Raw genomic sequence first — 22387 nt, 5'->3', positions numbered from 1 at the left:
CATGGCAACATTAAGATTTCAGGCTTTAAAAGAAACCCTAAACCGTAAACCTGTAGAAATAGAAGAAAAGGAGCGCAGGTCAGAACTTTTTGGCAGAAACGTTTTCACCGAAAGTGTAATGCGTCAATTCCTTACAAAGGAAGCTTTCCAGAGTGTTTTGGAAGCCAATGCGACCGGAAAAAAGATTGACCGCACCATCGCCGACCATATTTCGACCGGAATGAAGGAATGGGCTATTACTAAAGGAGCAACCCACTATACTCACTGGTTCCAGCCTCTAACAGGAACTACAGCAGAAAAGCATGATGCCTTTTTTGAAACTATTGGAGACGGACTTGCCATTGAAAAATTCGGAGGGGGACAACTGGTACAACAGGAACCTGATGCATCCAGCTTTCCGCACGGGGGAATAAGGAATACTTTTGAAGCCCGCGGATACACTGCCTGGGATCCTACTTCTCCTGCATTCATTTACGGAACCACCCTTTGTATTCCAAGTGTGTTTGTATCTTATACCGGAGATGCGCTTGATTTTAAAACTCCGTTACTCAGAGCACTTCATGCAGTAGATTCTGCAGCTACAGCCGTGGCAAAATATTTTGATAAAAATGTCACCAAAGTCCATGCAACCCTTGGTTGGGAGCAGGAATATTTTCTGATCGATTCTGCACTGGCAGCTTCCAGACCTGATATACAGCTGGCAGGAAGAACCTTATTGGGACATTCGCCGGCAAAAGGACAACAACTTGATGACCATTATTTTGGTTCCATCCCTTCCCGTGTACTTTCTTATATGAGAGATCTTGAAAAAGAATGTATGCTTTTAGGGGTGCCTGTAAAGACACGACATAACGAGGTAGCACCAAACCAATTCGAGCTTGCACCAATTTTTGAGGAAGCCAACCTGGCTGTAGACCACAACTCCCTGTTGATGGATATTATGAACCGGGTGGCTGAAAGACATAATTTCGTGGTTCTTTTCCATGAAAAACCTTTTGCAGGAATTAACGGAAGCGGGAAACACAACAACTGGTCTTTGAGTACAGATACCGGAGTGAACCTTTTAGGCCCCGGTTCAACACCCATGAAAAACCTTCAGTTCCTTACTTTCTTTATCAACACCATCAAAGCTGTACATGATCACGAGGAACTTTTGCGGGCAACTATCGCCAGTGCAACCAATGATTACCGTCTGGGAGCAAATGAAGCCCCACCGGCAATCATCTCTACTTTTATTGGGACGCAACTTACCGAAGTCCTCGATGAACTTGAAAAAGTGACCGACGGGAAACTTTCCCCTGCAGAGAAGACCGAACTTAAATTAAATGTAGTTGGTAAGATCCCTGAGATCCTGTTGGACAATACAGATCGAAACAGAACCTCCTCTTTTGCCTTCACCGGAAATAAATTTGAGTTCAGGGCTGTAGGTTCAACCGCCAACTGTGCCCAGCCAATGACAGTTCTTAACACTATCGTGGCCCACCAGTTAAAGGAATTTAAAAAAGAAGTAGACGGCCTTACCAAAGGAAAGAAGATGAAGAAAGATGATGCCATCTTCAATGTCCTGAGAGAATATATCAAACAATCAAAGAATATCAGGTTTGAAGGTGATGGATATTCTGAAGCATGGGAAAAGGAAGCCGAAAAAAGAGGGTTAAGCAACAATAAGAATACTCCTCAGGCTCTTAAAGCTATGATGACCGAAAAGAATATAGCTCTCTTTGAGAATCTAAAGGTGATGAACCGGGTCGAGATAAATGCGAGACATGAGATCGAACTTGAAGATTACATAATGAAGGTGCAGATCGAAAGTAGGATCCTTGGGGATATTGCCAGGAATCATGTGATCCCCACAGCGATAAGGTATCAGAATATATTGATCAAAAATGTTCGTGGCCTTAAGGAGATCTTTGACGAAGGATTTACAGAGCACTCCAAGGAGCAGCTGGAGATCATCAAGGAAATTTCGAGACACATAGAGAAAATAAATTCAGGTATTACTGAAATGATCGAAGTGCGTAAAAAAGCCAACAAGCTGGAAGATGCCGAAGAAAAAGCGATCATGTACTGCGATGAGGTCAAGCCTTACTTTGAAACCATCCGCTACCACTGTGACAAGCTGGAGCTGTTGATCGATGATGAGATCTGGCCATTGACCAAATACAGGGAATTGTTGTTTACCAGGTAAGACTCAGCAGAAATATTTTAAGCCACATTGGGAATCCCCGGTGTGGCTTTTTTAATTCGGAAGGTAACGGGACTAAAAGTTGAAATCTGTTTATCTTTGGGCACCACAAACACACAACCATGAGCAAGGAAATAAGTAAGAGATATGCCGGAAGAGGAGTATCTGCGGGTAAAGAAGACGTTCACAACGCCATAAAGAATGTTGATAAAGGTCTGTTCCCAAAGGCTTTTTGCAAGATCGTACCCGATCATCTTACGGGTGATGAAGATCACTGTCTCATTATGCATGCAGACGGGGCGGGGACGAAATCCTCCCTTGCCTACATGTACTGGAAAGAGACGGGTGACCTCTCTGTTTGGAAAGGGATCGCGCAAGATGCCCTCATTATGAACATCGATGACCTGCTGTGTGTAGGGGCTGTTGATAACATCATGCTTTCTTCCACCATTGGGCGAAACAAGAACCTCGTTCCCGGGGAAGTGATCTCTGCTATAATCAACGGCACCGAAGAATTGCTTGCAGATCTTAAGGGCTTCGGAATCAATATCCACTCCACTGGCGGGGAAACGGCAGATGTGGGTGACCTGGTGCGTACCATTATCGTAGATTCCACGGTCACGGCACGCATGAAGCGAAGTGAGGTGATCGATAATGCCAATATCAAACCCGGAAATGTGATCGTGGGGCTTGCCTCTTTTGGTCAGGCCACTTACGAAAAAGAATACAACGGCGGGATGGGTAGCAATGGGCTTACCTCTGCGCGTCACGATGTCTTTGGAAAAGCATTGGCGTCAAAATATCCCGAAAGTTTTGATCCTTCTATTCCCGGGGAACTCATTTACTCAGGGTCAAGGAACCTGACAGATAAGGTTGAGGGTAGTCCGCTGGATGCCGGTAAACTTGTTCTTTCCCCAACCCGCACCTATGCCCCGGTGATCAAAAGGATCCTGGAAAAATATTCCAAAAATGACATTTCCGGAATGGTTCACTGCAGCGGGGGAGCCCAAACCAAGGTGCTGCATTTCGTGGATAAGGTTCATGTGATCAAGGATGATCTTTTTAAAGTTCCAACTTTGTTCAAACTTATTCAGAAAGAAAGCGGGACAGACTGGAAAGAGATGTACCAGGTGTTCAATATGGGCCACCGCATGGAACTATATGTCGATGAAGCTATCGCCGAAGACCTTATCTCCATCTCAAAATCCTTTAATGTGGATGCGAAAATTGTAGGTAGAGTAGAAGCAGCAGACGAGAAAAAGCTGACGATTAAAAGTGAATTTGGGGAATTCGAGTATTTCTAAAGTGTTCACGCATAGAGTGCAGAGGTTTCTGCAAAAATAGCAAAGGAGAAATTTCCCGCAGATGGCGCTGATATTCGCAGATTAAAAATTATTAACCTTGCGGTGGATGCCATCATTAATGTTTTCTACATTAAAATTGACCAGTATTCCTAATTTTAATCCTGTTAATTTTAAATAGGTTAATGTCTGTTTGTGATGAACGGGAGCAATAGCTTCTATAGATTTAACTTCGATCAAAACCTTTTCCTGTATTAGAAGATCCACTCTGAATCCCACTTCTAATTTTTCTTCATTAAACACCACTGGAATTGGCACCTCCTTTCTTACAGATAATCCGTCCCTCCTTAATTCTGCTGCCAAAGCGGCAACATACACTGATTCAAGTAAGCCGGGACCAAAATGATTAAAAACTTTATAGATGGCTCCTCTTATTTTAAAGGAAATATCATTTTCTTCCATTGTTGTTTTTCTTGAATTTAAAGAATAAAAAATAGATCTGCGAAAATCTCCGAAAACAGCGGGAGATCATCACTTTAGAATTTTATTTACTACGGTAAGTTTCGGTTCAATATATCTCTTGCAAAAAGGAGCATTTGGATTTTTGTGGTAATAATTTTGGATAGACTCTCGTGAAGACCTGAATTCTTCGAACGGCAGTACTTCAGTAACCAGTGTCTTCTCAAAATCCTGCTGTAGTTTTTCTAGAATTTTATGCAACGCCTTTTCATCTTCCGAAGAGAAAAAATAAACCGCACTACGGTATTTCTTCCGGAAGGAATGATTGGAGGTGGAATTGTGGGTGTGAAGATGAATTTTCAGGAGTCTATCGAGATCTACCTTTTTTGGCTCATAATGGACAATGACGGCTTCAGAAAAAGAGGATGCTATCCCATGGGCAGCAATGTATCCCTGTTCTACTTTTTGCACCCCTTCTACCGCCTGGAAAACTGCTTCGGTGCACCAGTGACAACCGCCGCCAAGACCTATTTTTTTGGTATTTCTCATCCGTCTGAAATTAAAGAATTTCCGCAGTATGACCAATTTTTTAAGTATTCTTCCGTAGAAAAAATGCATTCTAAAAATCCGTGGAATTATCGTAAATTTGCCACTTTAGAAGCAGATGTTATGATCGAGAAATTGAATATTGTGAAGCAACGCTTTGACGAGGTGAATGACCTGATCATTCAACCCGATGTGATTGCAGATCAAAAGCGTTATATAGAGCTGAACAAGGAATACAAGGACCTTAAAAAACTGATGCAGGAACGTGAAAAATACATGGCCCTGACACAAAATATTTCTGAGGCCGAAGAGATCATTGCCGATGGCAGTGATCCCGAGATGACCGAAATGGCGAAGATGCAGATGGAAGAGGCGAAGGAGGAACTGCCTGCGCTTGAGGAGAAGATACGTATGATGCTTGTGCCTCAGGATCCTGAAGATGCGAAGAACGTGGTGATGGAGATTCGTGCCGGTACCGGTGGGGACGAGGCGAGTATTTTTGCCGGAGACCTTTACCGAATGTATACCAAATATATTGAGAGTAGAGGCTGGAAACACAACATTGTGGATTTTAGCGAAGGAACCAGCGGCGGATTCAAGGAGATCATTTTTGACGTGACCGGGGAAGATGTCTATGGGACCTTAAAATTTGAAGCCGGGGTACACCGCGTGCAACGCGTACCTCAAACCGAGACCCAGGGAAGGGTACATACTTCTGCGGCGACAGTCATGGTACTTCCGGAAGCTGAAGAGTTTGATGTGCAAATAGACCCAAAAGATGTTCGTATCGACTACTTCTGTTCCTCGGGACCGGGAGGGCAGTCGGTGAACACGACTTATTCCGCAGTGCGTTTAACCCACGTCCCAACCGGACTGGTAGCGCAGTGCCAGGATCAGAAATCTCAGCATAAGAACAAGGAAAAGGCCTTTAGGGTACTTAGATCCAGATTATATGAGCAGGAGCTGGCCAAGCAGATGGAAGCTGATTCTGCGAAAAGAAACTCTATGGTTTCCAGCGGGGACAGGAGTGCTAAGATCCGTACTTACAATTACGCCCAGGGAAGGGTGACCGATCACAGGATAGGCTTGACCCTTTATGATCTCGGGAATATCATTAACGGGGATATTCAGAAGATAATTGATGAATTACAACTGGTAGAGAACACCGAAAAATTAAAACAGAATTCGGATGTTTTTTAAACAATAAAAGCACAGCTGCCGGTTTTTCCGGCAGCTTTTTTTATCTCACCAACCATGACCACCAATCAACTAGTAGAAGAAATAAGACGCAAAAGATCATTTTTGTGCATAGGACTTGATGTAGATCTTACAAGGATCCCGCAGCATTTGTTGAAGGAGGAAGATCCTGTCTTTGCCTTTAATAAAGCCATCATTGATGCGACCCATCACCTGGCCGTTGCCTTTAAACCCAATCTGGCCTTTTATGAGGCATACGGGATCAAGGGATTGCAGGCTTTGGGAAAGACGATTGATTACCTGAATGAAAAGTATCCTGAAATTTTCACCATTGCCGATGCCAAGAGGGGAGACATAGGGAATACTTCAGGCATGTATGCAAAAGCCTTTTTTGAAGATCTCAATTTCGACTCTGTTACGGTTGCACCTTATATGGGAAAGGATTCTATAGAACCTTTTCTTGCTTATGAGAATAAACACACCATTTTACTGGCCCTAACTTCTAACGCCGGCGCCTACGACTTCCAGACTCAAAAAGTAGAAGGAGTTGAATTATATAAGAAAGTCCTTGAGGTCTCCAAGGGGTGGAAAAACGGTCAAAATCTAATGTATGTGGTAGGAGCTACAAAGGCTGAATATTTGACAGAGATAAGGAAGATCATTCCTGAAAGTTTTCTCCTGGTACCGGGGGTGGGAGCCCAGGGCGGAAGTCTGCAGGAGGTTTGTGATTATGGTATGAACCGTAAGGTTGGACTGCTTGTCAATTCTTCCCGCGGAATAATTTATGCATCAAAGGGAGAAGATTTTACTGAAGCTGCAGCAGAGAAGGCGAAAGAATTGCAGGTGCAAATGGCCGGATTCCTGTAAAACCTGAAGGAAATTCCTTACCGCCCGAAATTTTATTTTTCAGGCTTTTCTTGGTAAATTGTTCTGGCTAAAAATTTTCGTGATGGCTACTTACTACGATCAGTTAAACAGGGAGGTAGAGGTGGGTAACCCACCAAAGCGTATCGTTTCCCTGGTACCCAGTCAAACAGAATTACTTGTAGATCTCGGTCTTGAAGAATCTTTGGTTGGGGTCACGAAATTCTGCGTACATCCCGAAGATCTCAGGAAGAGGAAACAGGTGGTGGGCGGCACCAAACAGGTGAATATTGACAAGATCAGAAAACTTGCCCCAGATATTATCCTGTGCAACAAAGAGGAAAACACCCCACAAATTGTTAAAGATCTGGAGAAGATCGCACCGGTTCATGTTTCTGATATTAAAACCATAGATGACTCCCTTGAACTCATCAGGGAATACGGGGAAATATTTAATACCCGCCAAAAGTCCTCAGAGATCGTAGGGAAGATCATAGACCTTAGAAAAGCTTTTGAAATGTCCATTGCAGGGCAACCTGCCAGGAAGGTGGCATATTTGATCTGGAAAAATCCTTGGATGGTAGCAGGAAAGGATACCTTCATTGATCATCTCCTCTCCCTGAACAATTTTGAAAATGTTTTTTCAGATAAAAAGTCGCGATATCCGGAGATATTTCTGAAGGAACTACCTGACGAAATCGATCATGTGTTTTTGTCGACAGAACCTTACCCCTTTAAAGAAGAGCATAGGAATGAGATAAAAAGATGGGTGGGGAAGGATTGCGTCCACATTGTGGACGGGGAATTTTTTAGCTGGTACGGCTCCAGGTTGATACCCGCTTTTGAGTATTTTCAACGACTTCGGTCAGAGGTGCTTTCTACCTGACCCTTTTCCATACGTCTTATTTCCTGAAGGATCTTACAAGCTTTTTCGTTCAGCATATCGCTACGAAGCTTGTCGATGACCGCCAGTTCATAGGATCGGCGCATAAGGAAACAATATTTTTCCTGTAGCCTTTCCAGGGTAGAACGAGGTTCGAATAGTCTAAACATATATCATTTCGTTATAGTACAAAGATATTTACCTGCTTTCCGAAGAACTCCTAACCTATAGTTAACTTTATTGTAAAAATTAGAATCCTTCCGTCGATAATTGTTAAAAACTTAAGGCTTAAGACCTTATAATTCAGTAATAGTCATTCCTGTAGCTAATAAACAGATTGTGAATAACCCTTTTTTGGGGTTGGAAAAATTCCTACATAAAGATCAATCCTGTAAGGCAAATACCCTTTCCAGCAATTTAGTGGTACGGGCCGCGAAATTATTCCTGATCTCCTTTTCCTCCACTGCTATCATAGTGAATACTCCATCAAGAGCTTCTTTGGTGACATAATCGGCCAGATCTGGGTTTACATTATTGGTCATTGGAAGCTGGTTATACCGGTTGATAATGTTTGTCCATACCTGGGTTGCGCCCACTTTATCCAGTGAAGTTGTTATTACGGGATTGAATTTGGCGTAAAGATCATTGGTGGTTTTGTTCTCCAGGTAAAAGGTAGCCGCCGTATCATTTTCGGTAAGGATATTTCTTGCATCGGTAAATGTGATCTCCTTGACAGCATTCACAAAAATAGGGGTAGCTTCCTTAACGGCATCTTCTGCGGCCCGGTTAAGTACCTTCAGTCCTTCATCTGCCAGGGCATCCATCCCCAGGTCACGCAGGGTACGATCTACTTTCTGCAGTTCAGAAGGCAGAGTGATACGCACCAGTTCGTTGCGATAAAATCCGTCTTCTTCGGTAAGTTTGGTAACCTGTTTCTCTATTCCAAAATCGAGGGCTTGTCTAAGTCCGGCTGCAACTTCGGTATTTGAAATATAACCACCTTCCTCGGGTAGACTGTCTGCTATTTGCTGTAATTCTGCACATCCCATAAAAAAAGGGAGGATGATCAGGAGTAAAATTCTTTTCATATTTATGATTTTTCTCAAAGTTATAGAATTGGGGAGTAGGAAAATCATAAACAAACGTTATCCTTCCAGCAGCAGTATTTCAGAAGCGATTTTCGTAAACCCCTGAGTTTTAATATTCTCTCAAAAATGGCATGTTCCTGCCTAAATTCGTAAATTGCGGCCACTAAATATATCAGGAAACAAAATGGAACAACAAGCTCCTTATAAACCTAAGAATAAAGTAAGAATAGTTACAGCAGCTTCCCTTTTTGACGGGCATGATGCCGCGATCAATATCATGCGTCGCATCATCCAGTCCACCGGGGTCGAGGTGATCCACCTGGGGCATGATCGCAGCGTGGAAGAGGTGGTGAATTGCGCGATCCAGGAAGATGCCAATTCTATTGCCATGACCTCTTACCAGGGCGGGCATACCGAATACTTCAAGTACATGTATGACCTCCTGCAGGAAAAAGGAGCCTCTCAAATAAAGATCTTTGGCGGCGGCGGCGGCGTGATCCTTCCCGAGGAGATCAAAGAGCTGCAGGATTACGGGATCACCCGTATCTATTCCCCAGATGATGGAAGGGAGCTTGGCCTGCAGGGAATGATCAATGACCTGGTCAAACTGTCAGATTTTCCTTTAGGAGACAATCTAAATGGGGAAGTGGATCAGCTTTCTGAAAAACGCGCGGGAGCGATAGCCCGTGTGATCTCTGCTGCGGAAAATTTCCCTGAAATAGCAAAAGATACCCTTGACAGGATTCACGAGGAAAATAAAGATAAAAAGATCCCGGTACTGGGAATTACCGGAACCGGTGGTGCCGGAAAATCATCTTTGGTGGACGAACTCGTTCGCAGATTTTTGGTCGATTTTCCGGAAAAGACCATAGGAATCGTTTCTGTTGACCCGTCAAAGAGAAAGACCGGAGGAGCCCTTTTAGGAGATCGTATCCGTATGAACGCAATTGACAATCCACGGGTGTACATGCGTTCACTTGCAACACGGCAGTCAAACCTGGCTTTATCTAAATATGTAGCTGAAGCCGTCCAGGTGCTCAAGGCAGCCAATTATGACCTGATCATCCTGGAAACTTCAGGGATCGGACAGTCAGATACCGAGATCCTTGAACATTCTGATGTTTCTCTTTACGTAATGACGCCGGAATTTGGTGCGGCTACCCAGCTGGAAAAGATCGATATGCTTGACTTTGCCGACCTTGTTGCGATCAATAAATTCGATAAACGTGGGGCACTTGATGCCTTGCGGGATGTGAAAAAGCAATACCAGCGAAACCACGGGCTGTGGCATTCAGATGTTGAAAAACTTCCGGTGTTTGGTACTATTGCCTCGCAGTTCAATGATCCCGGCATGAACACCCTGTACAGACAGATCATGGACAAGCTGGATGAGAAAACTGGAAGTAAATTCCATTCGAAATTCCACATTACGCAGGAGATGAGTGAAAAGATCTTTGTGATCCCACCAAGCCGGACGCGATATCTCTCCGAAATTTCTGAAAATAACCGAGCTTATGATGAAAAGGCGACCACACAGGCTGAGGTCGCTCAAAAATTATACGGTATCTATAAAACAGTGGAATCTGTTACCGGGGTTAAGGTGGATCTTAACCAATATGGTTTTGAAGAGGAAAGCCTTCAGAATTCTACTTCCGAAGAAAATAAAGAACTGGTTGACCTTTTGAAAAAGGAATTCGACAAGGTAAAAATGGACCTTGACCCTTATAACTGGGAGATCATCACCGGCTGGGATGAAAAAGTGAATAAATACAGGCAACCCATCTACAGCTTTAAGGTGCGCGACAAGGAGATAAAAATAAAAACACATACTGAATCCCTTTCACACTCGCAGATCCCGAAAGTGGCTTTACCTAAATATAAGGCCTGGGGTGATATACTCCTGTGGTGTCTACAGGAAAATGTGCCAGGGGAATTCCCGTATACCGCGGGATTATATCCTTTCAAAAGACAGGGGGAAGACCCTACCCGTATGTTTGCAGGGGAAGGTTCACCCGAGCGAACCAACCGTCGTTTCCATTATGTGAGTATGGGCTTGCCTGCAAAAAGGCTTTCTACCGCATTTGATTCAGTGACTTTGTATGGTAACGATCCTGATCACCGACCTGATATCTACGGAAAGATCGGGAACGCCGGGGTTTCTATCTGCTGTCTGGATGATGCTAAAAAGCTGTATTCCGGCTTTGATCTTGCAGATCCTATGACTTCGGTAAGTATGACCATCAATGGTCCGGCACCGATGCTACTCGGATTTTTCATGAACGCGGCAATTGATCAGCAGTGCGAGAAATACATTAAAGAGCACGGTCTTGAAGGGGAGGTGCAGGAAAAGATCAAAAATATCTACGCCGATAAAGGCATGGAGCAGCCAAATTATCGCGGGGAACTTCCGGAAGGAAATAATGGCCTGGGATTGATGCTTCTGGGGGTGACGGGAGACCAGGTACTTCCTGCCGATGTTTATGCTGATATTAAAAAACGAACGCTAAGCCAGGTGCGCGGAACAGTACAGGCCGATATCCTGAAGGAAGACCAGGCCCAGAATACCTGTATCTTCTCTACCGAATTTGCGTTGAGGTTAATGGGAGATGTGCAGGAATATTTCATTAGGGAGAATGTGCGTAACTTCTATTCAGTTTCCATTTCAGGCTACCATATTGCCGAAGCAGGAGCGAATCCCATTACCCAATTGGCGCTTACCCTGGCGAACGGATTCACTTATGTGGAATACTACCTGAGCAGGGGAATGGATATCAACAAATTCGGTCCCAACCTGTCATTCTTCTTCTCCAACGGAATTGATCCTGAGTATGCGGTTATTGGTCGCGTGGCCAGGAAGATCTGGTCTAAGGCCATGAAGTATAAATACGGAGCGAACCCAAGGGCACAGATGCTGAAGTATCATATTCAGACCTCCGGAAGATCGCTGCATGCACAGGAGATCGACTTCAATGATATCAGGACGACATTACAGGCGCTTTATGCCATTTATGACAACTGTAATTCCCTGCACACCAATGCCTATGATGAGGCGATCACTACACCCACAGAGGCTTCTGTTAGAAGGGCAATGGCTATTCAGCTTATCATCAACAAGGAATTAGGACTTGCGAAGAATGAGAACCCTATCCAGGGGGCTTTCATCATCGAAGAATTGACAGATCTTGTGGAAGATGCCGTATTACTGGAATTTGACAGGATCACTGAAAGGGGAGGAGTACTGGGAGCTATGGAAACCATGTACCAGCGCAGCAAGATACAGGAAGAAAGCCTGTATTACGAAACCCTGAAACACAATGGCGATTACCCAATTATTGGAGTAAATACATTCCTAAGCTCTACCGGTTCACCAACAGTTACCCCGGGCGAGGTGATCAGGGCTACCGAAGAAGAAAAACGGAACCAGATCAAGACTTTGGTGAACCTTCATGAAGCCAAGAAAGAACTGGAGAAGGAGACCCTTGAAAAGGTGAAAAAAGCCGCTGTTCAAAACGAAAATATTTTTGAGGTGCTTATGGAAGCCACTAAAGTTTGTTCACTCGGACAGATCACCACCGCCCTTTTTGAAGTAGGAGGACAGTACAGAAGAAATATGTAAGCAGATCGCCCTTTTTCTCAACCGAAGGGCAGAGAAAAAGGAGCAGACTGCTTATCCCGTTAGGCGCAGCCGACTCGGGATCTGTTTTTCAGAAAAAGTTTAAGGAGAAAGGGGTACGCTGCTTATCCCGATGAGCGTAAGCGATACCGGGATTTTATAAAAAACCAAACCTAACAGGTCTCGAAGACCTGTTAGGTTTTTTTGCCTCTTTTGAAATTCACCTACCATCAACCCTTTCAGGGTTCCAAACCCTGAAAGGGTTTAAAAATATAAGATTTTTGAATGATTTAGAGCCTCACTCTTCGGTATCATCAAAAGGATTATCAAAAGGAATATCATCGTCGGGATCCTTGTCGTCATAATTCACCCCAGGGGGATTAAAAAGGCCCCAGCGGTCTATAATGTAATTCCACTGGTCAAAGGTTTTGACCCATTCTGCAAACAGGATCCTGAATTCCTCGACTTCAGCTCTCAGCAGGTCAAGATATTCCACATCCTGAAAATCTTCAATAAGGAATCCGTTGCAACCCACGTAAATATCCCGGGCGCATTTCCTGATTATTGCAGCATTTTCCATTTTAATGTCGTAAAGGTCAACTCCCTCGGCCCCGGCGATCTTGGGTGCCAGTTGCAATGCGTCTGCATACATATTGTCTGCGACATGGGAAAGAAAAGTATCATCCTCGGCGACGAGATCTACCAGTCTTTCCACAATGTTAAGGATCTCATGCGCCTTCAGGTAAAGGGGCATTTTTTCCAGTTTGTCTCTATCCATTTTTATCGCTGGGTTTTTGGCTGCACTGGGATTTCCCGGTTATGCTTCTTCTGAATGGTCCTGAAGCACCTTCCATTTCTCATACTCCACCAGGTCATCATTGACAAGGGTGAGACAGGCAGCAATGACCCCGGCGTCATCTAAAAATCCGGCGATGGGAATAAAATCGGGTATTAGGTCCAGGGGCATGAGCACATAAAGAAGGGCACCAGCCACTGCAGCAACGGTTTTCCAGGGCACCTGCCTGTAGTTTCCACTCCAGTAATCCCGTATGAGGGAGAACATGCTTTTTGCCTTTTCAAAGTACCCGCTCATTGAATTGTTGTTCCTGAATTTATCCTCGATCTTTTCCTGCTTTTTCAGTACTTTTTCAAGGTCTTTTTCTTCTACTTTTTCTGCCTGGTCCTGGAGGACCTCATTTGCCTTTTCGGGGCTTATATTATCCATTTTTTTCAATTTTATTTAGTGTTTTCCAATTGTCCCAGTCTCCTTAAAATATTATTGATATTGTAATAAGAAGCACTTTCCAGTTTTGCCAGTTCTTCCCACTCAATTGGTGTAGCCACTCCTGCAGCCTCATTGGCGCGCAAGGAGTATGGGCAGACAGCCGTCTGGGCATATGCATTACGAAGGTAATCTACAAAAATCTTTCCTTCCCGCTGTTCTTTTCTGATTTTTGTTGTGAGCAGATCGGGTCTTAACCGGGTGACTTCCTCTGCTACTTTACGGGCTTCTTTTTTTACCTCATCAAAATCTTTTCCCCTACGTATGTCATAATACAAATGGAGCCCGCTCTGTCCTGTGGTCATTAGCAAGGGATCTTTTTTCTGTTTTCTCAGGTAATTCCTTACCACCTTTGCCGCCTCCTTAACTTTCCCGAAAGCATTTTCAGGAGGGTCAAGGTCAAAGACCACCTTGTCCGGCTGCCTCACTTTATCTTTCCGGCTTAGCCAGATGTGAAACGAAATAGTACCCTGATTTACCAGGTACATCAGGCTCTGTTTATCGTTACAGATGATCTGCGTATTGGTTCCTTCTTCAGTTTCAATCTCTACTGTCTTAATAAAATCTGGAAAGTAATCTGAAATACTTTTTTGGTAGAATCCGCTTTCCTGTATACCTGATGGGAACCGCTGAAGGGTTAGCGGGCGATCCTTCAGGTATGGCAGCATCTTGTCAGCGATCTTGTCGTAATAGGCGGCCATATCACCTTTGGTAATTTTTTTCTCCGGAAAAAGGATCTTATCGGGATGCGATATTTCCACATTTGAAAATTCCATTTCTCACCTCTTTTTAGTTAGTATTTTCAGAGTCTTCCGAAGCTATCTCCTTCATGCTGCGCCCGGTCACCACACTTTTTGTCTGAGTGCTCACTGGATTTCTGCGGGCATCAGCTTCCTTGTCATCCTGCTTCATTAACAACCAGTTGCCTTTCATTCTGCCACCCTTCATTTCCACCAGGTTATAACCTCCCTTCAGTTTTTTTCCATGAAGAACGACTTCGATACTTCCGGCTTTAAAACTGTCTTCAAGAGAAATTAGCTTCCCCTCTTCATTTTTCTTGTTGCTTTCAATGGTGCCTTTATCCCAAACCATAACAGTACCCCCGCCGTATTCACCTTCGGGAATAGTCCCTTCAAAATCTGCATATCTAAGAGGATGGTCCTCTGTGGGAATCGCCATTCTCTTGACAGACGGGTCAGTACTGGGGCCTTTGGGAACAGACCAGGATTTTAAGGTATTGTCAATCTCGAGCCTTAGGTCATAATGAAGATTGGTAGCATCATGTTTCTGGATCACAAAAATGGGTTTCTTATTTTTCTTTTTTAAAGGTTCCTCCCTGGGTTCTTTAGTCTTACTGAAATCTCTTTTCTCATTATAAGTTTTCATGTAGCTCATTAAATGATAAGAAGAAAAAGTACGAAAAATGCTGTCTCCCCCGCGTTAAATAATTCTCAAAATCCATCTCATTAATGTGATAAACAAAGCTGAGATTTAAGTTTTTTAGATTTTGCAGGAAGGATATTCTGATTACTTTTACCCTCTTAAAATATTTTTTCTCAATTACATACAATGGAAAGTATAGGAGTTTTCGCCATCGCAGTTTTTACAGGTTTCATTGCCATTAATAATCCTGTGGGAAATGTACCTATCTTTCTTAGTCTCACCCGGCAGGCAGACCGTCCTACCCGGAAAATGATCTCTAAAAAAGCAACATTTACTGCTTTTGTGATCGTGGCAGGCTTCATTTTCCTTGGAAAATACATCTTTGATTTCTTCGGGCTCACCATTCCGGCCTTTAAAATTACGGGTGGTATTTTGGTATTCTTCGTTGGTTTTGAGATGATAAGGGCGCAGGTTTCCAGTATTGATAACCAGCAGGAGATCAATTTCAATGAAGGCATATCTATTTCCCCCCTGGGGATCCCTATCCTGGCAGGTCCTGGTACTATCGTGACCGCAATGAACTTCACAACCACTGCAACCTATCTGGAACTGGGTATAATCCTGGTCATGTTCGCTGTGGTAATGTGGCTCAATTACCTCGCATTTCTCTCCAGTGAATATCTGGTTAAATATATTGGGGCAAATAAGATCGTGGTCGTCGAAAAGATCATGGGACTTATCATTGCCATAATTGGGGTTAACATGCTGATACAGGGGATCAATATAGCTTTCCTGGAATAAAAAAATCAGCTCTTTTAAATAATTTATTGATTTATAATAGGTTATCAAATTATTAGCTGTACATTTGTCTCCAATTTAATTTTTATATAATGAATAAAGGTACAGTTAAGTTTTTCAATGAATCAAAAGGTTATGGATTCATTAAAGACGAAGAAACAAATGATGAGTATTTCGTACATGCTAATGGATTGGTTGATGAGATCAGACAAGATGACGAAGTTACTTTTGACCTTGAAGAAGGTAGAAAAGGTGTAAATGCAGTAAACGTGAGACAACAATAGTCCACGTATCTTATTTATAATTTCAAGGCCTTACGTTAGTAAGGCCTTTTTTTATGCTTAATTTTTATAGTTTTTCTTCAGAAAACTTTGACTCAGGAATTTTAAAAAAATTATTACCTTAATTCCATGAGAAAAATCTTGTTTTTTTTGTTAATCGCAGCCCAGGTTTCTGCCCAGGAAATGACCTTAAAGAAAGGAATTGTTATTGACTCCCTTAAGGTTTCAGATACCATTGACGAGAGTTTCGCGATCTATCTGCCCACGAATTTCCAGAATAGTACAGCCATGCCTACTCTGTTTATTTTTGACTCAGAAGGCCGGGGAAAATCAGCAGCTATGCTTTTCCGAAATGCTGCAGAGCGACAGGGATATGTGCTGGTCTCTTCCAATAATATTTCTCCCGAAGCAGATTTTAAGGAAAATGTTACAATTGCCAGCCGAATGATCCAGAGCGTTTCAACCCTCATTCCGCTTGATTTCAGACAGCTTTCAACCGCGGGTTCTATGGAAGGGGCCAGGGTTGCCAGTTCCATTCCCTTTTTACTTGAGAATATTCATGGTGTGATCGCCATTGGAGATCAATGGATGAACTATGATCTTCTGGAAAAAAGGAATGGCTTCATTTTCATTGGCGTGGCAGGGGATGAACAATTTACATCAGCAGGGGTAAAATTTACGGCAGAATTGCTGCGGGGAATGAAATTACCTACCCAGGTATACAGTTATGAAGGGGGAGATGACTGGCCCCGGCCCGAAATCGTTTCAAGTGTACTTGGCTCCCTTACCCTTGATGCCATGCGCAAGAAGTTAAGACCCGAGGATCCCACCCTGGTTGAAGAACTTTATACGGCAGATATGAACCTGGTGAATGCCAGGTTAAGCAACAGCAAGGTAGTGGAGGCCAGTGATCTTCTCGAACTTATGAAAGATAAATATGCCAGACTTTGGGATCTCGATGAAATTGAGAACAGGATTCGTCAAATAAAACGTTCCAGAAACTACATGGATCAAAGCCGGCAATTAGAAGCTGTACGCGTTAAAGAAAGAAGGCTGGTTGAAGATTTTCTTTATTATTTCAGTGAAGATATACGTACGGTAAATTTCGAGAACCTGGGTTGGTGGAACTACCAGAAGATCCAGCTCGATTCGTTGGCCAGGAAGGGTGGGGCAGAAGGTAAGATGGCCACCAGGATCAAAGGTCTTATCAATGAACTTGCAAAAACCCAACGCCAGGAGTTGGAAAATCAGAGATCTTCCCTTGAACAGAAACTACTGGCAGATATGATACAAACCATATTTGACCCACAGGCTTATTCTGCATACAAGGATATTATTTCCTTAAGTGCCCAGGATAATGACTTTGGAACAGCCCTTTTTTATCTTGAAGAAATGCTCAAACACGGTTATACCAATAAGGAGGCTCTTTACAATATAGATGGCACACTTGGCTTGAGGCTAACTCCCGAATATAATTTGCTTATTGAAAAATATCTGGGCTCTTCCAGGTATTATGACAAACCTGAAGAGAAATCTTTATTTCCTAAACAATGAAAAAATTCCTGACGCTGTGCCTGCTACTCTTTTTCGGAGTTATGACTGCTCAGCAGAATCAAAAAATCACTTCTGCGCTTAAATTCCAGAAAAAGATCAATCAGGATTTTAAGAATCCGGCAAAAACCCCTATTCCTGCAAACGAACGTAAGACCTTTAAAGCTTTGGATTTCTTCGAGATCGACACCGCTTTTTCCGTAGAGGCAGAGTTTATAAGAACCCCCTATGAAGCTCCCTTTGAAATGCCCACAACTACAGAAAGAAAACCGGTCTATGTGAAATATGGAGAAATATTTTTCACCCTTTCGGGAAAGGAATATAAACTCAACCTTTACCAGAATCAACAATTGACAAAAAAGGCTGAATATAAGGACTACCTGTTTTTACCTTTTACAGATCTTACCAACGGGGAATCATCCTATTCCGGCGGGAGATATATAGACATGAAGATCCCAAAGTCTAACAAGGTTATTGTAGATTTCAATCAAGCCTATAACCCTTACTGCGCTTACAATGGGGAATATTCATGTCCCATTCCTCCCGAGGAAAATCATATGGACCTGGCTGTCACTGCAGGGGTTAAGGCATACAAGCTGAAATAGGGTCTAGAAAAAACGCGAAAAATAAATACCTCCAAAAACCGCTGCCACTCCAAGGATAAGGCTGGAAACAATGTAAATGCCCAGGCTTAGGAAATCTCCGGCTTTTAAAAAGACCTGGTTCTCATAACTAAAGGCTGAAAAGGTAGTAAAGCCGCCACAAAATCCTGTTGCCAAAAGTAGCATGGCATTAGTGGAAAGTACCTGCTGCCGGTACCCCATTCCCAGAAGGAATCCTATTAACAGGCTCCCCACCACATTTACCATCAGTGTTCCCAATGGCAGCACTGTCGCCTGATTCAGGCTTCTGGAAATAAGGAATCGCAGAGCGCTGCCTGCGCCCCCTCCCATAAATACCAGTAATAATTGTTTCATGCCTATTGAACGGGAATATAGATCTCTGTTACCCAGAGGGCAGGGTTATCCACTTCAGAAGGATTGGTAATATAGATCTCAAAAGCCTGTCCCTGGGGGTCTACCTGCAGACCATTTTCCTCTATATAGCGATAGGTTGCTTCCCAGGCTTCAGCTGCATTCTTGTTATGGCCGCGCAGGGTGGTTTTAACCGCTTTTTGTGGTTCAAGGTAGCCGGTGAGTACAGGGCTACCTGACGGAGTAATCACCTGGTTCGGCGTGGGTACCCCGGCCGAAAAGATCGTTGTGCCATTTCTTTCATCTCTTTGATTATAGATCACCAAAGGTTTTCCGTTGATGGAAATATTATTCTCCTGCATGTAGATCGTTACCTGTTCGATCATATCTGCGGCACGAACATTCACCTCTGCCAGTTTGGAAGCAGTGGTGGTATACATATAATATCCTCCGCCATGCTCGGTTACTCCGTCTACATTGATGGAATATTTTTCCATTTTGCTAATGACAGAGGTTTCCAGATCTTCAAGACTCTGTTCAAAAATGGGCTGAAAGATCTCGCTCATATCTTTATCCTGAAGGGTGAAGGCCAGTTTTTCCTTGAAACTTTGGGAGCCTGTCAGGGTCCAGGTGACCCTGGTCTGCCCCTCGTTGGTTTCCAGAGCCCATACTACCTTCCCTTCTGCGGTACCCATACTGGTTTGCATTTCCAGCTCCTGTTCTATTTTGTTGAAGGGAATCGCTGAGGTTGTAACTATTCGCCCATCCCTTAAATTCTCCGCCTGCCAGCTTAGTTCTGCACCTTCTCCCGAGGCAATTTCCCCCAGGTCTGTACGCATCCCTTCCGGGGCATTCCAGGCCTGCCATTCCTGCCAGTTTGAAAGATCTGCTATTTCCCTGTAGAGCATGGGAGCAGGGGCATTCATGATTCGGCTGGATTGAACCGTGTAGTCGCCATCCTTGGTGGCAACATAAATAGATCCGGCAATAAAGAGGATCAGGATCAAAAAAAGTAGATATTTTATAATTTTCATGGTCCTTTGGCGGGTTTAATAGATTAATACGCTAATATAGTTAAATTGCATGATGCTTATTCTTACATTTGTTATTAAATGATCCTGATGCAAAAACCGGGTTTTCTGCGGAGAACTTGTGGCTGTGAGATCATTCAAACTCTTTATTATTTTAAAACCCTAACAAATGAAAATTAGATTTTATTTGATGCTTTTAGTGGCATCAACATTTTTCTGGTCTTGTGCCGACACGGTGAGCCAGCCGGCGGGAACAGAAGAAGTTACTCAAACCAGTGATTTTGATTATAAGGTAGATGAATTCGCCGATATTAAGATCCTGCGTTACCAGATCCCGGGATGGGAAGACCTGAGCTTAAAGGAACAAAAGCTTGTGTATTACCTTACTCAAGCCGGTCTTAGCGGCAGAGACATAATCTGGGACCAGAACTACAGGCACAACCTGAAGATTCGTGAAGCTCTGGAGAATATCTACACTACCTATGAAGGTGACAAATCTTCGCAGGATTGGAAAGACTTTGAAACCTACCTGAAGAGGGTTTGGTTCTCCAACGGTATCCACCATCACTATTCTATGGATAAGATCAAACCGTCTTTCAGCAAAGAGTATTTCAATACTCTTCTTGCCGAGACCAATACGGATCTTTCGGGAGAACCCTATGAAGTGATCTTCAATGAAAAGGATAGCAAAAAAGTGAACCTTGATGAATCCAAAGGCCTTATTGAAGGTTCTGCGGTTAATTTTTACGGAGAGGGAGTTACGGCTGCAGATGTGGAAGCCTATTATGCTACCAAGAAATCACCTGATCCTGAAAAACCTCTTGCTTTTGGTTTAAATTCCAAACTGGTAAAAGAGAATGGAACTGTTACAGAGAAAGTCTGGAAAAGCGGCGGAATGTATGGAGAAGCGATAGACAATATCGTATCCTGGCTGGAAAAAGCACAGGGAGTTGCAGAAAATGAAAAACAGGCTGATGCTCTGGGACTTTTGATAGAATACTATAAGAGCGGGGACCTCCAGACGTGGGATGAATATAACATCGCATGGGTACAGGCTACCGAAGGAAATATAGATTACATCAACAGCTTTATCGAAGTATACAATGATCCTCTTGGGTACAGAGGTTCTTATGAGACCATCGTACAAATCAAGGATTTTGATATGAGCGAAAAAATGAAGGTGCTTGAAGAGAATGTACAGTGGTTCGAAGATAACGCACCGCTTATGGAAGAGCATAAAAAGAAATCTGTTGTTGGGGTAACCTACAAAACCGTGATCGTAGCAGGAGAAGCAGGAGATGCTTCCCCGGCAACTCCAATAGGAGTTAACCTGCCAAACTCGAACTGGATCAGGAAGGAATATGGAAGTAAATCTGTTTCCCTGGGGAATATTATTGAAGCTTACAACAACGCAGGCAGCACCGGAAGATTACAGGAATTTGCCTTTGATGAAGAAGAGGTAGCCCTTGAGGAGGAGTACGGGGAACTTGCAGATAAATTACATACCGCACTTCACGAAGTAGTGGGACATGCTTCAGGACAATTGAATCCCGGAGTAGGAGAAACCAAAGAAACGCTTAAGAGCTATGCTTCCACTCTGGAAGAAGGACGTGCAGATCTTGTAGGATTATACTACCTTATGGATCCTAAACTGGAAGAACTTGGTTTGGTAGATGATCACCAGAAACTTGGAAAGGCTGCTTATGACGGTTACATTCGCAACGGATTGATGACTCAGTTGATCCGTCTTGAACCGGGTGCAGATATTGAAGAATCCCACATGAGAAACCGTCAATGGGTAAGTGCCTGGGTTTTCGAAAAAGGACAGGAAGAAGGGATCATTGAAAAAGTCTCAAAAGACGGAAAAACCTATTTTGACATCAAGGATTATGATGCCTTAAGAGGACTGTTTGGAGACTTGTTGAGAGAGACCCAAAGGATCAAATCTGAAGGAGATTACGAAGCGGCTAAAAACCTTGTAGAAAATTATGGGGTAAAAGTTGACCAGGAGATCCATACCGAAGTTCTTAAGAGAAATGAACAATTTACTTCTGCTCCATACAGCGGATTTGTAAACCCTGTTCTGGTGCCAGAGACTGATGAAAGTGGAGAGATCACTTCTATCAAAGTGGTTCAACCTGTATCTTTTGAAGAGCAAATGCTTGATTATTCTAAAAAGTACGACGTTCTTCCTATGGAAAACTAGTAGGTTTTATAAAATTAAAAAAACCGCCATTCCTTACAGGAGTGGCGGTTTTGTTTTTTTCAATCGCGTCGTTTCAGGATCTTAAAAATGACTTGATCACGAAAAGCATCAGAATGAAGGCGATAAAACCAATAAGGATATACAGGGTACCCTTATAGTATTTTCTGTGCAGCTTCAGGTCCTTGCGGTAACTAAAAATTATTACCGCAACAAAGATCACAAAGAAAATAGCTGCAAAGATTAACTGTCCGGTAGTAAACATCTGTTTAAATTTACGCGAAGTTAAAGTTTTAAGATGAAAAAAAGATTAGAAGCAGTGAGGGAGTTTCACGAGGCTTTTGGCCTGGCAGTTCAGGACCAGCCTGTCGCTTGTTTGGGAAAAGAAAAACATCTGCTAAGGTATGAACTCATGAAAGAGGAAAATGAAGAATATCTTACGGCGGCAAATAAAGGGAGCAAGGTGGAAATCGCCGATGCGCTTGGGGATATGCTTTATATTCTCTGCGGAACGATCCTCGAACATGGAATGCAGCATAAAATTGAAGAGGTTTTCGCAGCCATACACCAAAGCAATATGAGTAAACTGGGCACAGACGGAAATCCTGTGTACCGCGAAGACGGAAAGGTCCTGAAGGGCCCTGGTTATTTTTCGCCTGCTCTGGAAGAATTGTTTCGGGAATAAGCCACAGGCCAGATTTTTCAAAAAAAAATACCAGACTTTTTTTCCTGTTTTCATACATTAAAA

Annotated in this window: 23 protein-coding genes; 12 read left to right on the top strand and 11 right to left on the bottom strand. The window is 43.2% G+C overall.

Annotated features, from left to right (window positions below; all coding sequences use genetic code 11):
* Position 1: 1 nt before the first annotated feature.
* Together ACFSTG_RS08980 and ACFSTG_RS08975 are read left to right on the top strand one after the other, a co-directional pair.
* Positions 2–2188, top strand: a complete 2187-nt coding sequence (locus ACFSTG_RS08980) for a glutamine synthetase III family protein (protein ID WP_380751355.1) — start codon at positions 2–4, stop codon at positions 2186–2188.
* A gap of 119 nt (positions 2189–2307) precedes the next feature.
* Positions 2308–3489 carry an AIR synthase related protein gene (locus tag ACFSTG_RS08975; protein ID WP_380751352.1) on the top strand — a complete coding sequence of 394 codons (1182 nt, stop codon included), beginning with the start codon at positions 2308–2310 and terminating at the stop codon, positions 3487–3489.
* Between the two features lie 81 nt (positions 3490–3570).
* Here the strand turns inward: ACFSTG_RS08975 and ACFSTG_RS08970 are convergent, their stop codons facing one another.
* Positions 3571–3948 carry a GxxExxY protein gene (locus ACFSTG_RS08970; protein ID WP_380751349.1) on the bottom strand — a complete coding sequence of 126 codons (378 nt, stop codon included), beginning with the start codon at positions 3946–3948 and terminating at the stop codon, positions 3571–3573.
* A gap of 69 nt (positions 3949–4017) precedes the next feature.
* The gene (locus ACFSTG_RS08965) at positions 4018–4494 is read right to left on the bottom strand and encodes a peptide-methionine (S)-S-oxide reductase (RefSeq protein ID WP_380751346.1); all 477 of its coding nucleotides are present in this window, start codon (positions 4492–4494) and stop codon (positions 4018–4020) included.
* Positions 4495–4614: 120 nt separating this feature from the next.
* Here ACFSTG_RS08965 and prfA point away from each other — a divergent pair, with 120 nt between their 5' ends.
* The 3 genes from prfA to ACFSTG_RS08950 all read left to right on the top strand — a co-directional run bounded on the left by prfA (position 4615) and on the right by ACFSTG_RS08950 (position 7438).
* Positions 4615–5691, top strand: coding sequence for a peptide chain release factor 1 (gene prfA, locus ACFSTG_RS08960; protein ID WP_380751830.1), 1077 nt, complete (start codon positions 4615–4617; stop codon positions 5689–5691).
* Positions 5692–5745: 54 nt separating this feature from the next.
* Complete coding sequence (gene pyrF / locus ACFSTG_RS08955) at positions 5746–6555, top strand: orotidine-5'-phosphate decarboxylase (protein WP_380751343.1); 810 nt, start codon at positions 5746–5748, stop codon at positions 6553–6555.
* Between the two features lie 82 nt (positions 6556–6637).
* Positions 6638–7438 carry an ABC transporter substrate-binding protein gene (locus ACFSTG_RS08950; RefSeq protein WP_380751340.1) on the top strand — a complete coding sequence of 267 codons (801 nt, stop codon included), beginning with the start codon at positions 6638–6640 and terminating at the stop codon, positions 7436–7438.
* Here ACFSTG_RS08950 and ACFSTG_RS08945 read toward each other — a convergent pair.
* The gene (locus ACFSTG_RS08945; protein WP_380751337.1) at positions 7405–7605 is read right to left on the bottom strand and encodes a Lacal_2735 family protein; all 201 of its coding nucleotides are present in this window, start codon (positions 7603–7605) and stop codon (positions 7405–7407) included. The two genes, ACFSTG_RS08950 and ACFSTG_RS08945, sit on opposite strands and share 34 nt — an antisense overlap.
* Positions 7606–7818: 213 nt before the next feature.
* Positions 7819–8523 (bottom strand): DUF4197 domain-containing protein, encoded by a 705-nt coding sequence (locus ACFSTG_RS08940; protein ID WP_380751334.1) that lies wholly within the window; start codon positions 8521–8523, stop codon positions 7819–7821.
* Between the two features lie 184 nt (positions 8524–8707).
* Here ACFSTG_RS08940 and ACFSTG_RS08935 point away from each other — a divergent pair, with 184 nt between their 5' ends.
* The gene (locus ACFSTG_RS08935) at positions 8708–12139 is read left to right on the top strand and encodes a methylmalonyl-CoA mutase family protein (protein WP_380751331.1); all 3432 of its coding nucleotides are present in this window, start codon (positions 8708–8710) and stop codon (positions 12137–12139) included.
* Between the two features lie 295 nt (positions 12140–12434).
* Here the strand turns inward: ACFSTG_RS08935 and ACFSTG_RS08930 are convergent, their stop codons facing one another.
* From ACFSTG_RS08930 to ACFSTG_RS08915, 4 genes are read right to left on the bottom strand one after another with little or no spacing between them, the layout of a single operon-like run.
* Entirely contained in the window at positions 12435–12914 is a 480-nt protein-coding gene (locus ACFSTG_RS08930; RefSeq protein WP_380751329.1) for a hypothetical protein, read from the bottom strand.
* Between the two features lie 39 nt (positions 12915–12953).
* Entirely contained in the window at positions 12954–13361 is a 408-nt protein-coding gene (locus ACFSTG_RS08925) for a YkvA family protein (protein WP_380751325.1), read from the bottom strand.
* Positions 13362–13372: 11 nt separating this feature from the next.
* Complete coding sequence (gene ligD / locus ACFSTG_RS08920) at positions 13373–14194, bottom strand: non-homologous end-joining DNA ligase (protein ID WP_380751322.1); 822 nt, start codon at positions 14192–14194, stop codon at positions 13373–13375.
* Between the two features lie 13 nt (positions 14195–14207).
* The gene (locus ACFSTG_RS08915) at positions 14208–14804 is read right to left on the bottom strand and encodes a DNA polymerase ligase N-terminal domain-containing protein (RefSeq protein WP_380751319.1); all 597 of its coding nucleotides are present in this window, start codon (positions 14802–14804) and stop codon (positions 14208–14210) included.
* Positions 14805–14987: 183 nt separating this feature from the next.
* On the opposite strand from ACFSTG_RS08915, the gene ACFSTG_RS08910 reads away from it, so the two are divergent.
* The 4 genes from ACFSTG_RS08910 to ACFSTG_RS08895 all read left to right on the top strand — a co-directional run bounded on the left by ACFSTG_RS08910 (position 14988) and on the right by ACFSTG_RS08895 (position 18036).
* A complete protein-coding gene (locus ACFSTG_RS08910) occupies positions 14988–15602 on the top strand; it encodes a MarC family protein (RefSeq protein WP_380751316.1) in 615 nt (204 codons plus the stop codon).
* Between the two features lie 89 nt (positions 15603–15691).
* On the top strand, positions 15692–15883 hold the full coding sequence (locus tag ACFSTG_RS08905; protein WP_380751313.1) for a cold-shock protein: 192 nt from the start codon (positions 15692–15694) through the stop codon (positions 15881–15883).
* 126 nt (positions 15884–16009) lie between these two features.
* On the top strand, positions 16010–17434 hold the full coding sequence (locus ACFSTG_RS08900; RefSeq protein WP_380751310.1) for a hypothetical protein: 1425 nt from the start codon (positions 16010–16012) through the stop codon (positions 17432–17434).
* Positions 17431–18036: a DUF1684 domain-containing protein gene (locus ACFSTG_RS08895; RefSeq protein WP_380751307.1), complete on the top strand. Its 606-nt coding sequence runs from the start codon at positions 17431–17433 to the stop codon at positions 18034–18036. Before ACFSTG_RS08900 ends, ACFSTG_RS08895 begins: the two co-directional genes overlap by 4 nt.
* A 3-nt stretch (positions 18037–18039) precedes the next feature.
* Here ACFSTG_RS08895 and crcB read toward each other — a convergent pair whose 3' ends face one another.
* Both crcB and ACFSTG_RS08885 read right to left on the bottom strand, forming a co-directional pair.
* Positions 18040–18408 (bottom strand): fluoride efflux transporter CrcB, encoded by a 369-nt coding sequence (crcB, locus tag ACFSTG_RS08890; RefSeq protein ID WP_380751304.1) that lies wholly within the window; start codon positions 18406–18408, stop codon positions 18040–18042.
* 2 nt (positions 18409–18410) lie between these two features.
* On the bottom strand, positions 18411–19439 hold the full coding sequence (locus tag ACFSTG_RS08885; protein WP_380751301.1) for a GyrI-like domain-containing protein: 1029 nt from the start codon (positions 19437–19439) through the stop codon (positions 18411–18413).
* A gap of 166 nt (positions 19440–19605) precedes the next feature.
* On the opposite strand from ACFSTG_RS08885, the gene ACFSTG_RS08880 reads away from it, so the two are divergent.
* On the top strand, positions 19606–21642 hold the full coding sequence (locus tag ACFSTG_RS08880) for a dipeptidyl-peptidase 3 family protein (protein ID WP_449329205.1): 2037 nt from the start codon (positions 19606–19608) through the stop codon (positions 21640–21642).
* Between the two features lie 73 nt (positions 21643–21715).
* Here ACFSTG_RS08880 and ACFSTG_RS08875 read toward each other — a convergent pair whose 3' ends face one another.
* Positions 21716–21904, bottom strand: a complete 189-nt coding sequence (locus tag ACFSTG_RS08875; protein WP_380751298.1) for a hypothetical protein — start codon at positions 21902–21904, stop codon at positions 21716–21718.
* Positions 21905–21937: 33 nt separating this feature from the next.
* Here ACFSTG_RS08875 and ACFSTG_RS08870 point away from each other — a divergent pair, with 33 nt between their 5' ends.
* Positions 21938–22324, top strand: a complete 387-nt coding sequence (locus tag ACFSTG_RS08870; RefSeq protein ID WP_380751295.1) for a pyrophosphohydrolase domain-containing protein — start codon at positions 21938–21940, stop codon at positions 22322–22324.
* Positions 22325–22387 lie beyond the last annotated feature (63 nt).

Source organism: Salinimicrobium flavum (assembly GCF_042684505.1).
In the GTDB taxonomy this organism is placed as follows: domain Bacteria; phylum Bacteroidota; class Bacteroidia; order Flavobacteriales; family Flavobacteriaceae; genus Salinimicrobium; species Salinimicrobium flavum.
The sequence above is the reverse complement of the archived record's forward strand: the minus strand, read 5'-3'. Positions and strand labels throughout refer to the sequence as shown.

Coding starts and splice junctions, on each gene's coding strand:
- ACFSTG_RS08980 (WP_380751355.1), top strand. CDS start 2: ATGGCAACATTAAGATTTCAGGCTTTAAAAGAAACCCTAAACCGTAAA.
- ACFSTG_RS08975 (WP_380751352.1), top strand. CDS start 2,308: ATGAGCAAGGAAATAAGTAAGAGATATGCCGGAAGAGGAGTATCTGCG.
- ACFSTG_RS08970 (WP_380751349.1), bottom strand. CDS start 3,948: ATGGAAGAAAATGATATTTCCTTTAAAATAAGAGGAGCCATCTATAAA.
- ACFSTG_RS08965 (WP_380751346.1), bottom strand. CDS start 4,494: ATGAGAAATACCAAAAAAATAGGTCTTGGCGGCGGTTGTCACTGGTGC.
- prfA (WP_380751830.1), top strand. CDS start 4,615: ATGATCGAGAAATTGAATATTGTGAAGCAACGCTTTGACGAGGTGAAT.
- pyrF (WP_380751343.1), top strand. CDS start 5,746: ATGACCACCAATCAACTAGTAGAAGAAATAAGACGCAAAAGATCATTT.
- ACFSTG_RS08950 (WP_380751340.1), top strand. CDS start 6,638: ATGGCTACTTACTACGATCAGTTAAACAGGGAGGTAGAGGTGGGTAAC.
- ACFSTG_RS08945 (WP_380751337.1), bottom strand. CDS start 7,605: ATGTTTAGACTATTCGAACCTCGTTCTACCCTGGAAAGGCTACAGGAA.
- ACFSTG_RS08940 (WP_380751334.1), bottom strand. CDS start 8,523: ATGAAAAGAATTTTACTCCTGATCATCCTCCCTTTTTTTATGGGATGT.
- ACFSTG_RS08935 (WP_380751331.1), top strand. CDS start 8,708: ATGGAACAACAAGCTCCTTATAAACCTAAGAATAAAGTAAGAATAGTT.
- ACFSTG_RS08930 (WP_380751329.1), bottom strand. CDS start 12,914: ATGGATAGAGACAAACTGGAAAAAATGCCCCTTTACCTGAAGGCGCAT.
- ACFSTG_RS08925 (WP_380751325.1), bottom strand. CDS start 13,361: ATGGATAATATAAGCCCCGAAAAGGCAAATGAGGTCCTCCAGGACCAG.
- ligD (WP_380751322.1), bottom strand. CDS start 14,194: ATGGAATTTTCAAATGTGGAAATATCGCATCCCGATAAGATCCTTTTT.
- ACFSTG_RS08915 (WP_380751319.1), bottom strand. CDS start 14,804: ATGAAAACTTATAATGAGAAAAGAGATTTCAGTAAGACTAAAGAACCC.
- ACFSTG_RS08910 (WP_380751316.1), top strand. CDS start 14,988: ATGGAAAGTATAGGAGTTTTCGCCATCGCAGTTTTTACAGGTTTCATT.
- ACFSTG_RS08905 (WP_380751313.1), top strand. CDS start 15,692: ATGAATAAAGGTACAGTTAAGTTTTTCAATGAATCAAAAGGTTATGGA.
- ACFSTG_RS08900 (WP_380751310.1), top strand. CDS start 16,010: ATGAGAAAAATCTTGTTTTTTTTGTTAATCGCAGCCCAGGTTTCTGCC.
- ACFSTG_RS08895 (WP_380751307.1), top strand. CDS start 17,431: ATGAAAAAATTCCTGACGCTGTGCCTGCTACTCTTTTTCGGAGTTATG.
- crcB (WP_380751304.1), bottom strand. CDS start 18,408: ATGAAACAATTATTACTGGTATTTATGGGAGGGGGCGCAGGCAGCGCT.
- ACFSTG_RS08885 (WP_380751301.1), bottom strand. CDS start 19,439: ATGAAAATTATAAAATATCTACTTTTTTTGATCCTGATCCTCTTTATT.
- ACFSTG_RS08880 (WP_449329205.1), top strand. CDS start 19,606: ATGAAAATTAGATTTTATTTGATGCTTTTAGTGGCATCAACATTTTTC.
- ACFSTG_RS08875 (WP_380751298.1), bottom strand. CDS start 21,904: ATGTTTACTACCGGACAGTTAATCTTTGCAGCTATTTTCTTTGTGATC.
- ACFSTG_RS08870 (WP_380751295.1), top strand. CDS start 21,938: ATGAAAAAAAGATTAGAAGCAGTGAGGGAGTTTCACGAGGCTTTTGGC.